A 13,038-nucleotide genomic window follows, 5' to 3' on the forward strand; every position below is an offset into this window, starting at 1 on the left:
GTCAACGGGCCGAGATGTCGTGCCGAATCCTGCCGACGGGCCTGTCGGAATTCCTCCCTCGGACCCTTGCGGCGGGTGGGATGTTCTGGTACTCGGGTGTTACCGCAGGCGGGCCAGAACGTCTTCGTGCAGCAGTCCGTTGGTGGCGACCGCGCTGCCGCCGTGCGGACCTGCGCCGCCGTCCAGATCGGTGAACGCGCCGCCGGCCTCACGGACCAATACGTCGAGCGCTGCCAGATCCCACAGGGAAACCTCGGGTTCGGCAGCAATGTCGACGGCGCCTTCGGCCACGAGGCAGTAGGAGAAGAAGTCCCCGTAACCGCGCACGCGCCAGACGTGGTCGGTGAGTTCGACGAACTGATCGCGAATTCCGCGGTCCTTCCACCCCGAGAGGCTCGAGAAGCTCAGGCTCGCTGACTCGCTGCGATCGACGGCGGATACCTGGATCGCCCGCGCATCACTGTCCCCGAAGGAAGTATGTGCACCCAAACCTGTTGCAGCCCACCATCGCCGATTCAGTGCAGGTGCGCTCACGACGCCGATGACCGGGACGCCGTCCTCGAGCAAGCTGATCAGCGTGGCCCACACCGGTACGTTGCGGACGAAGTTCTTGGTCCCGTCGATGGGGTCGACCACCCACTGTCTGCCCTCGAAGACTGCGTCGCCGCCGAATTCCTCGCCGAGTACGGAATCCGCAGGACGATGCTCACCGAGCGTCGCGCGCACTGCTCGCTCGACAGCCAGATCGGCGTCGGAGACGGGGGTGAGGTCCGGCTTGTCGTCCACTCGAAGGTCGAGGGCGCCGAAGCGGGCGCGAGTGATCGCGTCAGCCTCGTCGGCGATACGGAGGGCGAGTGCGAGGTCGGATGCGCGATCGGTCACGGGTACACAACCTACCGGCTCAATCGGGGAGGACCTCGTTCAGCTTTCCGGTTGCGACGTCGAAGACGAATCCGCGTAGGGAGGTCGTCGCGGTGACGAACGGACTGTTCTCGATGCGCTTCAACGACTGACGGACGTCCTCGTCGATGTCGGGAAACGATTCGGCAGCCCAATTTGGTTTGATGCCGATCTCGTCCTGGATGGATCGCTTGAAGTCGTCGTCGGTGAACGTCAGCATTCCGCAGTCGGTGTGGTGGATGAGGATGATCTCGGTAGTTCCCAGCAGACGCTGGCTGATGGCCAGGGATCGGATCTCGTCGTCGGTGACGACTCCACCCGCATTGCGGATGACGTGCGATTCGCCTTCCTTGATTCCCAGCACCCGATAGACGTCGATGCGGGCGTCCATGCAGGCGAGTACGGCGACGTGTTTGCTGGGTGGGAGGGGGAGCGGTCCGGTGAACTGCTCGGCGTAGGCGGCGTTGTTCTGCAGGTATTCGTCGGTGACAGTCATCGTTCCAGTAGGTTCCCTCGGAGCGACGTTGGCAAGGCTTCCAGTCCCGGTGATCCCAATACGTGACGGGCGGCAGGGCCGAGGTCGGCACCCGGTAGCCTTGAGAACCGTGCATCCCGACGTAATTGCAGACCTGAACGCCCTCGACACCACCCTTCGCACCTGCGAATCGGTTGTGGACGTCGAGGAGCTGCGCCGACGCATCGACGAGCTCGAGCACCAGGCAGCCGACCCGGGTCTGTGGAACGACCAGGAACACGCCCAGCAGGTCACGAGCCAGCTCTCCCACGCGCAGGCCGAGCTGCGCCGGATCGTGGCACTACGCGAGCGACTCGACGAGATGCCGATCCTCTACGAACTGGCAGAAGACGAAGGCCCCGACGCGGTGGCCGACGCCGACGCCGAGCGCGCGAGCCTGCGAGACGACATCGCGGCGATGGAAGTCAAGACCATGCTCTCGGGCGAGTACGACGAGCGCGACGCGCTCATCAACATCCGCTCCGGTGCCGGCGGTATCGACGCTGCAGACTGGGCCGAGATGCTCATGCGTATGTACATCCGCTGGGCGGAGAAGCACGACTACGGCGTCGAGGTCTACGACACGTCGTACGCCGAAGAAGCCGGACTCAAGAGCGCGACGTTCGCGATCAAAGGCCCGTACACGTACGGCACGTTGTCCGTCGAGATGGGCACCCACCGGCTCGTTCGCATCAGCCCCTTCGACAACCAGGGGCGCCGTCAGACGTCGTTCGCCGAGGTCGAGGTACTGCCGGTCGTCGAGACGACCGACCACATCGAGATCAACGAGAACGACATCCGCGTCGACGTCTACCGCTCGTCCGGTCCCGGCGGCCAGTCGGTCAACACGACGGACTCCGCCGTTCGACTCACGCACATCCCGACGGGAATCGTCGTCACCTGTCAGAACGAGAAGTCGCAGCTCCAGAACAAGGTGTCGGCGATGCGCGTCCTGCAGGCAAAACTGCTCGCGGTCAAGCGTCAGGAAGAGCGCGCCGAGATGGATGCGCTCAAGGGCGACAGCGGCAGCTCGTGGGGCAACCAGATGCGCTCCTATGTTCTGCATCCGTACCAGATGGTCAAGGACCTGCGTACCGAGTACGAGGTCAACAACCCGTCGGCAGTGCTCGACGGCGACATCGACGGGTTCCTCGAGGCCGGCATCCGCTGGCGCATGAGCGAGAACCAGTCCGCATAGCGTTCGGATACCGAAAGGCACGATGACTTTACTTCGACCTGGGCAGAACCTGCTCGATTGGCTTCAAACCACCGGTTTGTCCGTCCTCATGACCGTGCTCGGGGCGATGATTCTCGCCCGGTTGGTCAGTTGGGGAGGCAACAAGGTCACCGACCAGATCGACTCCAACTATCAGTTGGGCGATGCGCTGGTTCGTTCCGAGGCGACCAAGCATCGTCACTCGGTCGCGCAGGTCATCACCTGGGTGGTCATCACGTTCATCTACGTGATCGCGACGCTGAAGGTTCTCGACCAACTGAACCTGCCGATCGGAAGTCTCGTCGCGCCGGCGACCGTTCTCGGTGCGGCGCTCGGTTTCGGTGCACAGCGCGTCGTGCAGGACATTCTTGCCGGTTTCTTCATCATCACCGAACGTCAGTACGGCTTCGGTGACACCGTGCGACTTGCGATCACCGGCTCCTCCGACGACGCCGAGGGTGTCATCGAGGACGTGACCCTGCGCGTGACGCGAATGCGGAACTCCGACGGCGAGGTCATCACCGTTCCCAACGGGCAGATCGTGAAAGCGACCAACCTGTCCAAGGATTGGGCACGCGCCGTCATCGACGTTCCGGTTCCGGCGACCGCCGATCTCACCCGGGTCAACGAGGTGCTTCGCCAGGTCGGAGTCGACGCGATGGCCGACCGCGGACTCAAGAAACTGCTGCTCGACGAGCCCACGGTCATGGGCGTCGAAAGCCTGGAGGTCGATCAGGTCAACGTGCGGATGGTCGCGCGCACACTCCCTGGCAAACAGTTCCAGGTCGGACGCGCTCTTCGCGTCCGCGTCGCCGCAGCACTGCGACGTCAGGGGATCACGGTGTCACCGGATCTGCACACCGTACGGACCGAGGAGGCGAGCGAATGACCGATCAGGAACCGCGCCGCGGACTCGACCGACTGTTTCACCTGGACTGGCTCCCGTCCCGGATTTTCGGCGGCCGGATGCGAACCTCTACCTTCATTCTCATCGTGGCGTGGATATTGACGTATCTGTTGCATACGTATCTCAATCCTGAGGACCCGACCGCAGTGACACCACCGCCCAGCGTGGACACGTCGCAGACCGAGCCTTACGTCGCGCCCTCGGTCAAACCGTCGACGACGACCCCCGTGCCGTCCTCGACCGAGCCGACGACTACGTCCGAGACCCAGTCTCCGGAATCGAGCACGGGCAGCTCAGGTTCTCCGACTCCGACTTCGGGTCCCGCGCCTGCGCCGGGCAACGCCGAACAGTCCGCGACCACGGTGCCGACCACTCCGGCGACGACGACCGTTCCCCAACCTGGCGCGGCGATGCAGGCACCGACGTCTGTGCCGCAGTCACCCGCGACCACCGGTACCGGATAAGGACGAGGGTGCTCGCGCGTGGCGCCAAGGTCACCGTTAGATAACGGCTAGACTGGCTAGTTGTGATCAGCATGAAGAATGTGTCGAAGTCCTACAAGGCCTCCACCAGGCCGGCGCTCGACAAGGTCAGTGTGGAGGTGGAGAAGGGGGAGTTCGTCTTCCTCATCGGCCCCTCCGGCTCCGGCAAATCGACGTTCATGCGGTTGCTGCTCAAGATGGAGTCGCCCACGTCCGGCGACATCGAGGTCGCGGATTTCCACGTCAACAAGTTGGCGGCCCGCCGCGTGCCGAAGCTTCGCCAGAGCATGGGCTGTGTGTTCCAGGACTTCCGCTTGCTTCAGCAGAAGACGGTCTCCGAGAACGTGGCCTTTGCGTTGGAAGTCATCGGCAAGCCCCGCAACGTCATCGCGCGCACTGTGCCCGAGGTTCTCGACATGGTCGGTCTGGCCGGCAAAGCCGATCGACTGCCCACCGAACTTTCCGGCGGTGAGCAGCAGCGCGTCGCCATCGCCCGCGCATTCGTGAACCGCCCTCTCGTGCTGCTCGCCGACGAGCCCACCGGCAACCTGGACCCCGAAACGAGCCAGGACATCATGCTGCTGCTCGAGCGGATCAACCGCACCGGCACCACCGTCGTGATGGCGACCCACGATCACCACATCGTCGACTCCATGCGTCGACGCGTCATCGAACTCGATCTCGGCAAGGTGACCAGAGACGAAGCGCGGGGTGTGTACGGCGTCGGCAGGTAGCGCCGACTACGACCACACGTCCCGTACGCCCACCGGTTGTCGTGAAACAACCGGCCTCTCGAAAAGGAATCGGATTCCCCGATGCGCGCCAGCTTTATTTTCAGCGAAGTCCTGACCGGCCTACGCCGCAACATCACGATGACCATCGCCATGATCTTGACGACGGCGATCTCCCTCGGACTCTTCGGCGGTGGTCTGCTGGTCGTGCAGATGGCAGGCAAGACCCAGCAGATCTTCCTCGAACGAGTCGAGGTGCAGATCTTCCTGACCGACGACATCTCTTCGGCCGATCCCGGTTGCGAGCAGGAGATCTGCAGTTCGTTGCGCAAGGAACTCGAGCAGACTCCGTCCGTCGTCGCGGTTCAGTACCTCAACCGCGAAGACGCCGTGAAGGACGCCACCGAGCGCGTGTTCAAGGACCAGCCCGAACTGGCAGCCCTGGTGAGCCCGGACAGCTTCCCGGCGTCGTTCAAGGTCAAGCTCAGTGACCCGGAGCGGTTCGGCGTCATCAACGACACCTTCGGTTCGAGGCCCGGCGTCGAGAGTGTGCTCAATCAGCGCGAGTTGGTGGACCGACTGTTCAGCGTGCTCGGTGGAGTGCGCAACGCAGCGTTCGCGATCGCGATCGTCCAGGCGATAGCGGCCATCCTGCTCATCGCCAACATGGTCCAGATCGCCGCGTTCACGCGTCGTACCGAGGTCAACATCATGCGGTTGGTCGGCGCGACGCGTTGGTACACCCAGCTTCCGTTCCTCCTCGAAGCCGTCGTGGCGGCCTTGATCGGTGCGGTGCTCGCCATTGCCGGACTGTTCACGGCGAAGAACGTCTTCATCGACGGGGTCCTGTCCGACGTCTACGAAGCGAACATCGTGGCGCGGATATCCAACAGTGACGTGCTGTTCGTCTCGCCGATCCTCGTACTTGCCGGTGTCGGAATGGCCGCGGTGACGGCGTACGTGACGCTGCGTCTGTACGTCCGCGAATAATCGGTTTGCACGAGCTTCTATGCTGGAACAGCAAGAACCATTCGACAGCAAGACAGCGGACTGAGAGGCCCGGACAGTGAAGGAAAAGGGCCGCAAGGTCATTGCGACCAATCGCAAAGCACGCCACAACTACACGATCATCGACACCTACGAGGCCGGCATCGCTCTCGTCGGGACCGAGGTCAAGAGTCTGCGTGAAGGCAAGGCGTCGCTCGTCGACGCGTTCGCCACGGTGGACAACGGCGAAGTGTGGTTGCGCTCGTTGCACATTCCGGAGTACACGCAAGGCACGTGGAACAACCATTCGCCACGGCGTACCCGAAAGCTCCTGCTGCACAAGCGTGAGATCGAGCACCTCGTCGGCAAGACCCGCGAGGGAAACCAGACGCTGGTCCCGCTGTCGATGTACTTCAACGACGGCAAGGTCAAGGTCGAACTCGCACTGGCAAAGGGTAAGCAGGACTACGACAAGCGCCAGGACATGGCCAAGCGCACCGCCGAGCGCGAGGTGACCCGCGAGCTCGGTCGTCGTATCAAGGGCATGCGCTGACCTCCATCCTGCTTGCCCTCGTGGCGGCAGTTGCCTACGGAGTCAGCGACTTCGTCGGGGGAGTTGCGTCACGACGAGTTGCCGCACTGCGTGTGGTGATCGTCTCGTATCCACTCTCGCTCGTCATCGTTCTGATCGCAGCACCTTTCGTATCCGGGACGCTGACGCCGAACGGTCTGATCTGGGGTGCGATCGCGGGCGTCACGAGTGGTCTGGCGGTCTGGTGGTTCTATCTCGCGCTGGCAACCGGCCCCATGTCGGTGGTCTCGCCGCTGACAGCTGTTCTGGTGGCGGGTATTCCGGTGCTCGTCGGCTTCGCTTTCGGTGAGCGGCCGGGGTTGATCGCGTACCTGGGTATTGCCGTCGCGCTGGTCGCCGTCGTCCTGGTCAGCCGCGAGTCGCCTGACGACACCGCGGGTGAGGTTGCCGGCGGAATCACCCTCCGCTTCACCAGACAAGTGGCTCTTCTGACCGTCGGAAGCGGTGGCGCATTTGCACTCTCGTTCATCGCACTTCACCAGATCGGCGAGGGCAGCGGGCTGTGGGCGTTGGCCGTATCTCGAGGTGCCGCGACCGTCGTGGTGTGGTTGGTCGCGCTGGCGGCCGGTCACTTCGTTCTCCCACGACGCGAGCCACTCAAGCTCGCGGTGTACGTCAGCGTCCTCGACGTCGTCGCGAACGGGACGATGATCTACGCCTTCCAAGGCGGAATGCTCTCACTGGTCAGCGTGATCGGTTCGCTGTATCCGGCTGCGACGGTTCTGCTCGCCATGGTGATGCTGGGCGAGCGGGTAAGCCGCGTGCAACAAGCGGGAATGCTGTTGGCGCTGGCGGCAGTCGGCATGATTGCCGTCGCTGGGGCGTAGTTCCTTTTCAGCGGCTGTGACCCGTACACCCATCGTAGGAACGCGCTGTTTCATTCCTCGACGAGTACCAGGGCTACTTGCACGCCGGATACCCCGATCCGCCACCATCCTGTCAAAAGAGTCCCGCGTGGTTTGAACTGGTCTCCGATTGGCGGAGTGGCCAAATTGGAAAACGCGGCGGCGGTGCGAGTTTGGTACCGCACCAAACTCAGGGCCTCGGGATAGCTCATGACGGCTCGACAATGCCCGCGGGCGAGCCAAATTCAGTACTCCGCAGGAACATCCGAGTGGCCGCGGAAAGGTGGGCCACGGTTTCCTCCGGATCTCCGATATCAGCGGTGAACACCTCGACTCCCAACACGACGTCGGGAGCCACGACCCCCAACGACCGCACAATCTCCGCGATCGGCGCCGTTCCCTCGCCAGGAGCCAGGCGGCCGGTCATCGGTACATAGGGATCGTGGCGGTCAGGCTGGACGCGATCGCTGATCTGCACTTCGAATACCTGACCATGGGTAACCTCTGCAAGCTGGGTCGGCGTACCACCCGAGCGCAGAAAGTGCCAAGTATCGAACAGGATTCCAACGCCGGGGTGGTCGGCTCGCCGGACGATGTCCAACGCCGCACCGAGATCCGGTATTCCTGTGCCGGGGATGAACTCCAGACTGACACGAACTCCGACCTCGGCTGCGCGGTCGGCGACTTGTCGCACCGCCGACGCCAGCGCGTTTCTCTTCACTGTCGGATCACCCAAGAAATGGGCGACGTTGAGAGTGCGAGCGTGAAGCGCCTCAGCGGCTTCGAGACACTCGTCGAGATCTACCATGAGCTTGCGCCAGTGTGGAGGTACCTCATCCAGTCGAGCAGAGCCGGGTAGATAGGTCATGAGCGCATCGATCACGCCAACAGTCACACCTAGACCGTCCAGGCGCTCCCGCACTCGGGAGTCGGCACTCTTCACAATCGAATATTGCGAGGGATGAACAGTGATCTCTGGAAAGCCGCCCCTACGGGCCAACTCGGCGAGCTGTATCAAATCAGCGTGTGGGATGCATCCCCAGCAGAGGGCAGTGCCCTCGATTGGCTGCACAGCCTGGTAGGTCATCGATGGCCACTTCTCTTCGTCACTCACACACACTCGGAGGTGATGTGTTGGTCCTGTCGTTGCGACTGCCGGCGGAACAAACGCGGTGGACGCGGCTTACAGGTTGGAAGTCCAACATTGGACTGCGAAAGCGAGCTACCAGTGCGCGGGCCGTTTGTTTTCTATCTGGCTGCTCAGTAGTCAAATCAGCAAAAGGAGTTGAACCGCAGACTTTCAGGGGCGCGAAGGCAGCGCCGCAAGAACGTCGTCGTCGAGCTTCCACTCCGCGGCGGCAACATTTGATCGCACTTGTTCGGGGTTCATCGCACCGATGATCACAGAGGGAACGCTCTCCTGCGCGCACAGCCACGCTATGGCGAGTTCGAGTATCGAGTGTCCGTACGCTTGTGCGAACGCTGACAGTTTCTCCACGTACTCGAAGTTCTCTTCCGTCGCCAGTGTGGCGAAGTACGGCGCACTGGCTAGTCGGCTGCCGGTCGGAAACGGCCGTCGCATCGTGTACTTACCGGTGAGCATTCCGGAAGCAAGCGGAAAGAAAGGGATGATTGACATTCCGACCTCGTGTGCGGCGGGAACAATGTCTGCCTCGATCGCGCGGTTGAGCAAATTCCATTCGACCTGGTTCGCCAATAAATGCGATGCGCCAGTACCGGTGGCGATGCCCTCGGCCTGCCTCATCTGATCCGCGGAGTAGTTCGAGCAAGCTACGTGGCGGGCTTTCCCTTTGGCTACCAGCCCATTCAACGCCTCGATGGCCTCCTCCAGTGGAGCATCGGGGTCAGGGACATGCTGGTAGTACAAGTCGATTCGATCGGTGCTGAGTCGCCGCAAGCTTGCCTCACAGCTATCCTCGATGCTCCGTGCGAGTACTCCGGGCTTGTAATCGACCTCACGCGGGCGTGGAATCGCTTTGGTGGCGATTACCACCTGGTCTCGTTGACCTGCGAGCGCCTTGCCGAGGATTTCCTCCGAGCGCCCGTTTCCGTACATCGTCGCTGTGTCAAAGTGGGTGACGCCCTCATCGAGGGCGGTACGGACTACCTCCGTACTCCCCTCAGGGTCCAGTCGGGTACCAAAGTTGTTACACCCTAGGCCAATACGCGAGACTTGAAGATCGCGCGCGAGTTGTCGTAATTCCATGTCATTCCCCTTGTTTTCGCCACTTACGTGAATTCGTCGCCCCGCGAACTCGACGAATGATTGGACGCAAGATCAATTACCCTGCAAGAGCTCTGAGCGGTCGGCAGGCCCTGTGGGACGAACGAACATCTACATTCCATACATCGACAAGGTGGGTCCGCCGACCCACTTCATCGGAGCGATTCAAATCGTGCACGAGCCCGGACCGCAGTAGGAAGTGGTTTTTCCACTCATCGGGATTCCTCTTCTCGGTCATGATGATTCATCGGGCTAGCTATCTCGCGCGGAGACAGGCGGCGCGGTACAACAGGTGGAATTGGTTTGGCCGGATTCTCAGTCATCTCTCAACGATGTGCACCCGCTCCACCGAGTCACCCGCTTGTAGATGTCCTCGCTTCTCGGAGAATTTTCCTCAGCCGCGTCTGTCGGCCGGCGCTGCGCGTAGGTGAACCCGCTCGCCCTGTTTTCCGAAGAGGCTGATCGCCTCGGCCGGCCGTCCGTCGGCAGCACTGATGCGGTGCGGGATGTGCGTGTCGAACTCGGCGGCCTCGCCTGCCCCCATGATGAAATCCCGGTCGCCGAGTTGGAGTCGGATGCGCCCGGACAGAACGTAGACCCACTCGTAGCCCTCGTGGGATCCCGGTTCGCGATCGTCGTCGGTGGGCGAGATGATCATCTTGTAGGCCTGCAGATTGCCGGGTTGACTCGTCAACGGAATGACCGTCATACATCCGACCGTCCGAGGTTCTTCGCGCACGCGCGGATCTTTGATCTTGCTGTTCACGAGGTCGTCCAAGGGGACGCCGTGTGCCTTGGCAATCGGCAGCAGAAGCTCCAAGTTGGCTCGGCGAGTACCGGATTCGAGTCTCGACAGTGTGCTGACGCTGATGTCGGTGGTCTCCGACAAATCGGCCAGGGTCATGTCGGACTGTTGGCGCAACGCACGTAGACGAGGGCCGATGCCGGCTAGTACGGCTTCGAACGATGTTTCGGTCATGCACTCATTTTGCCAAAGTGGCAACAGCGTTTGTCAAGACTGCGTTCTCTTGTCATTCTGGATTCATGACGCAGAACTCATTCGACGTAGCAGTAATCGGAGCCGGTGCGGCAGGCCTCAACGCCGCACTCATTCTCGGTCAGGCACGCAGGTCCGTGATCGTCTTCGACAACGGATCGCCACGGAACGCGGCCGCCGACCACATGAACGGATTCCTCTCCCGTGACGGCATGAACCCCGCAGAATTGTTGACCATCGGCCGAGGTGAGGTCCGCAAATTCGGCGGCGAGTTCCACGACGGCACCGTTGTCTCCGTGACACGGGACGGCGAGAAATTCTCGGTAGAACTGGCTGACGGCAGCAAGATTCAGGTGCGCAAGGTGCTTGTTTCGACGGGTCTGACGGACCGCCTACCGGTAGAACTCGAAGTCTTCGGCGAGCGTTGGGGACGCGATGTGTTGCACTGCCCGTACTGCCACGGGTATGGCGTGCGTGATCAGCCGCTCGGCGTGATCGCCAGGAGCGCGGAATTTGCGATGCACCAGGCGCTCATGGTTCGCCAGTGGTCCGATGACGTGGTTCTCTTCCTTCATCGCATCACCGAACTGAGTTCCGAAGATCGGGAAAAGCTTGCGGCTCGCGGTATTTCGATCGTCGAGGGTGAGGTTGCCGGTCCCGTCGTCGAGGATGATCGGTTGGTGGGCGTGCGGTTGGCCGACGGCAGTGTGGTCGCGCGTTCGGCGGTCTTTGTCGGTGGCGCCCTCACGATGGACCCCAACGATGCGATCTTGCGCGCATTCGGTGCGCAGCGCGCCGAGACGATGATGGGCGATTTCGTCACAGTCGACATGATGGGGGCCACAAGCGTGCCCGGCGTGTTCGCCGCGGGCAATGTCGTGGACCCGGGTGCCCAGGTCATCATGGCCGCAGCCGCCGGGGCGAAGGCCGGAGCGGGGATCAACATGATGTTGACCAACGACGACCTCGGGGTTGCACTCGCGCTTCGCAGTTGAATTGTGCGTAGCGTGGGGTGATGGACGCAGTGAGAGTGTTGATCACGGGTGCGACCGGATACATCGGCGGACGTCTTGCCCCTCGCCTGGTCGAAGAGGGCCATCGAGTTCGAGTGGTGGTGCGCAGCCCGGAGAAACTACGCGATGTTCCCTGGCGCGATTCCGTGGAGATCAAGCGCGGGGATCTGACCGACAGTGGCACCCTCTCAGGTGTTTTCGACGATATCGACGTGGTCTACTACCTCGTTCACGCCATGGGTGGGGGAGGGTCGTTCTCGGATATCGACAAGCGAAGCGCGGAGAACGTCGCCGCCGCTGCCCGCGATGCGGGGGTGCGACGGATCGTCTACCTGGGCGGGCTTCATCCGTCCGACCGAGAGTTGTCGACTCACTTGCAGTCCCGGCTCGAAGTCGGTCGGATCCTGCTCGACTCCGAGGTTCCGACGGTTGTGTTCCAAGCTGGAGTGGTGATCGGATCGGGTTCGGCGTCCTTCGAAATGGTGCGCCACTTGACCAATCGGCTTCCGGTGATGACCACACCCAAGTGGGTGCACAACAACATTCAGCCGATCGCGGTGCGTGACGTACTCCACTATTTGATTGCAGCCGCGGCGACGACGCCGGAGGTCAACCGCGCCTTCGACATCGGTGGGCCGGATGTCATGCAGTACGGCGAAATGATGAACACCTACGCCGACGTCGCTGGATTGGTACGCCGACGCATCCTCGTCCTGCCCGTCCTGACCCCGCGTCTGGCAGGTCACTGGGTGGGATTGGTCACGCCGATCCCACGAGGTTTGGCGATGCCCCTGATCGAATCCCTGCAGAACGACGCGGTGATGCACAATCACGACATCGACGGCTTCATCCCGCCTCCCGCCGAGGGCCTCACGCCGTATCGAGAAGCGGTGCGGCTGGCACTTCGAAAGATCGAGACTGGTGAGGTGGAGACGGCGTGGTCCGGTGCAACGATCGCGGGCGCTCCATCCGATCCTCTTCCATCCGACCCGGATTGGGCCGGCGAAGCGGTCTACGTCGATCATCGCGAACGTGACTGCGCGGCGGATCCGAAAACCCTCTGGTCGGTGGTCGAGTCGATCGGCGGCGAGAACGGTTGGTATTCATTCCCTTTGGCGTGGGCCATTCGGGGGTGGATGGACCGCGCGGTCGGTGGTGTCGGACTGCGCCGGGGCAGGCGGGATCCACGCCGGCTCAACACGGGCGAAGCCCTGGACTTTTGGAGGGTCGAAGAAATCGATCGAGGCAAGTTGCTCCGATTGCGCGCCGAGATGAAGGTCCCGGGCGGAGCATGGTTGGAGTTGCGAGTATCAGAAGGCCCAGCCGGTGCCGACGGACGGCCGGTGGGTTCCCACCTCGATCAACGCGCGGTCTTCTTCCCTCGCGGGCTCGCGGGTCGGGCGTACTGGTATTCGATCCTGCCTTTCCACGGAGTCGTCTTCCAGGGGATGATCACCAACATCACCGGTGCCGCCGAGCGTGAGATGGCTGCAGTGCAGGAAATGGGTGCAGTGCAGGAAGCGGGTGCAGTGCAGGAAACGGCTGGGCCGAAGGACACGGAAAGTGCCGCCGATTAATTGGTATGACTTCCGAACTTCGGCGCGTTATA

Annotated in this window: 14 protein-coding genes; 9 read left to right on the forward strand and 5 right to left on the reverse strand. The window is 62.4% G+C overall.

The features are described 5' to 3' along the window. Positions 1–99: 99 nt before the first annotated feature. Entirely contained in the window at positions 100–882 is a 783-nt protein-coding gene (gene hisN, locus PCS43_RS11005) for a histidinol-phosphatase (protein WP_007731284.1), read from the reverse strand. 19 nt (positions 883–901) lie between these two features. Beyond that, on the reverse strand, positions 902–1,396 hold the full coding sequence (locus PCS43_RS11010) for a beta-class carbonic anhydrase (RefSeq protein WP_007731285.1): 495 nt from the start codon (positions 1,394–1,396) through the stop codon (positions 902–904). A 109-nt stretch (positions 1,397–1,505) separates the two neighbouring features. On the opposite strand from PCS43_RS11010, the gene prfB reads away from it, so the two are divergent. The 7 genes from prfB (at position 1,506) to PCS43_RS11045 (ending at position 7,156) form a co-directional block, all read left to right on the forward strand. Next, entirely contained in the window at positions 1,506–2,612 is a 1,107-nt protein-coding gene (gene prfB / locus PCS43_RS11015) for a peptide chain release factor 2 (protein WP_003942364.1), read from the forward strand. 22 nt (positions 2,613–2,634) lie between these two features. Further along, entirely contained in the window at positions 2,635–3,519 is an 885-nt protein-coding gene (locus PCS43_RS11020) for a mechanosensitive ion channel family protein (RefSeq protein WP_003942304.1), read from the forward strand. Continuing rightward, complete coding sequence (locus PCS43_RS11025; protein ID WP_007731286.1) at positions 3,516–4,001, forward strand: hypothetical protein; 486 nt, start codon at positions 3,516–3,518, stop codon at positions 3,999–4,001. The genes PCS43_RS11020 and PCS43_RS11025 overlap by 4 nt, the downstream gene beginning before the upstream one ends. A 71-nt stretch (positions 4,002–4,072) precedes the next feature. Further along, positions 4,073–4,753 carry a cell division ATP-binding protein FtsE gene (gene ftsE, locus PCS43_RS11030; RefSeq protein ID WP_020969258.1) on the forward strand — a complete coding sequence of 227 codons (681 nt, stop codon included), beginning with the start codon at positions 4,073–4,075 and terminating at the stop codon, positions 4,751–4,753. An 81-nt stretch (positions 4,754–4,834) separates the two neighbouring features. Beyond that, the gene (ftsX, locus tag PCS43_RS11035; protein ID WP_003942367.1) at positions 4,835–5,740 is read left to right on the forward strand and encodes a permease-like cell division protein FtsX; all 906 of its coding nucleotides are present in this window, start codon (positions 4,835–4,837) and stop codon (positions 5,738–5,740) included. A gap of 76 nt (positions 5,741–5,816) precedes the next feature. After that, positions 5,817–6,290 (forward strand): SsrA-binding protein SmpB, encoded by a 474-nt coding sequence (gene smpB, locus PCS43_RS11040; RefSeq protein WP_003942330.1) that lies wholly within the window; start codon positions 5,817–5,819, stop codon positions 6,288–6,290. Positions 6,291–6,298: 8 nt separating this feature from the next. Then, positions 6,299–7,156, forward strand: a complete 858-nt coding sequence (locus tag PCS43_RS11045) for a DMT family transporter (protein WP_074447096.1) — start codon at positions 6,299–6,301, stop codon at positions 7,154–7,156. 226 nt (positions 7,157–7,382) lie between these two features. On the opposite strand, the gene PCS43_RS11050 is transcribed toward PCS43_RS11045, so the two are convergent. From PCS43_RS11050 to PCS43_RS11060, 3 genes are all read right to left on the reverse strand, one after another. Then, positions 7,383–8,261, reverse strand: a complete 879-nt coding sequence (locus PCS43_RS11050; RefSeq protein WP_161120861.1) for a sugar phosphate isomerase/epimerase family protein — start codon at positions 8,259–8,261, stop codon at positions 7,383–7,385. Between the two features lie 213 nt (positions 8,262–8,474). Then, positions 8,475–9,401: an aldo/keto reductase gene (locus PCS43_RS11055; RefSeq protein WP_039973210.1), complete on the reverse strand. Its 927-nt coding sequence runs from the start codon at positions 9,399–9,401 to the stop codon at positions 8,475–8,477. A 412-nt stretch (positions 9,402–9,813) separates the two neighbouring features. Further along, positions 9,814–10,398 (reverse strand): helix-turn-helix domain-containing protein, encoded by a 585-nt coding sequence (locus PCS43_RS11060; RefSeq protein WP_007731290.1) that lies wholly within the window; start codon positions 10,396–10,398, stop codon positions 9,814–9,816. A 65-nt stretch (positions 10,399–10,463) separates the two neighbouring features. On the opposite strand from PCS43_RS11060, the gene PCS43_RS11065 reads away from it, so the two are divergent. Then, on the forward strand, positions 10,464–11,411 hold the full coding sequence (locus tag PCS43_RS11065) for an NAD(P)/FAD-dependent oxidoreductase (RefSeq protein ID WP_073512821.1): 948 nt from the start codon (positions 10,464–10,466) through the stop codon (positions 11,409–11,411). A 20-nt stretch (positions 11,412–11,431) separates the two neighbouring features. Continuing rightward, positions 11,432–13,006, forward strand: coding sequence for an SDR family oxidoreductase (locus tag PCS43_RS11070; RefSeq protein ID WP_209908169.1), 1,575 nt, complete (start codon positions 11,432–11,434; stop codon positions 13,004–13,006). Positions 13,007–13,038 lie beyond the last annotated feature (32 nt).

The sequence above is a fragment of the Rhodococcus sp. C-2 genome, from assembly GCF_027854095.1.
Classification (GTDB): Bacteria; Actinomycetota; Actinomycetes; order Mycobacteriales; family Mycobacteriaceae; genus Rhodococcus_F; species Rhodococcus_F qingshengii.

Bases quoted from the DNA above. Each gene is read 5' to 3' on its own strand.
- PCS43_RS11060 (WP_007731290.1), bottom strand. From the start codon at position 10,398: ATGACCGAAACATCGTTCGAAGCCGTACTAGCCGGCATCGGCCCTCGT.
- PCS43_RS11055 (WP_039973210.1), bottom strand. From the start codon at position 9,401: ATGGAATTACGACAACTCGCGCGCGATCTTCAAGTCTCGCGTATTGGC.
- ftsX (WP_003942367.1), top strand. From the start codon at position 4,835: ATGCGCGCCAGCTTTATTTTCAGCGAAGTCCTGACCGGCCTACGCCGC.
- PCS43_RS11025 (WP_007731286.1), top strand. From the start codon at position 3,516: ATGACCGATCAGGAACCGCGCCGCGGACTCGACCGACTGTTTCACCTG.
- PCS43_RS11020 (WP_003942304.1), top strand. From the start codon at position 2,635: ATGACTTTACTTCGACCTGGGCAGAACCTGCTCGATTGGCTTCAAACC.
- ftsE (WP_020969258.1), top strand. From the start codon at position 4,073: ATGAAGAATGTGTCGAAGTCCTACAAGGCCTCCACCAGGCCGGCGCTC.
- PCS43_RS11070 (WP_209908169.1), top strand. From the start codon at position 11,432: ATGGACGCAGTGAGAGTGTTGATCACGGGTGCGACCGGATACATCGGC.
- PCS43_RS11065 (WP_073512821.1), top strand. From the start codon at position 10,464: ATGACGCAGAACTCATTCGACGTAGCAGTAATCGGAGCCGGTGCGGCA.
- PCS43_RS11050 (WP_161120861.1), bottom strand. From the start codon at position 8,261: ATGACCTACCAGGCTGTGCAGCCAATCGAGGGCACTGCCCTCTGCTGG.
- PCS43_RS11010 (WP_007731285.1), bottom strand. From the start codon at position 1,396: ATGACTGTCACCGACGAATACCTGCAGAACAACGCCGCCTACGCCGAG.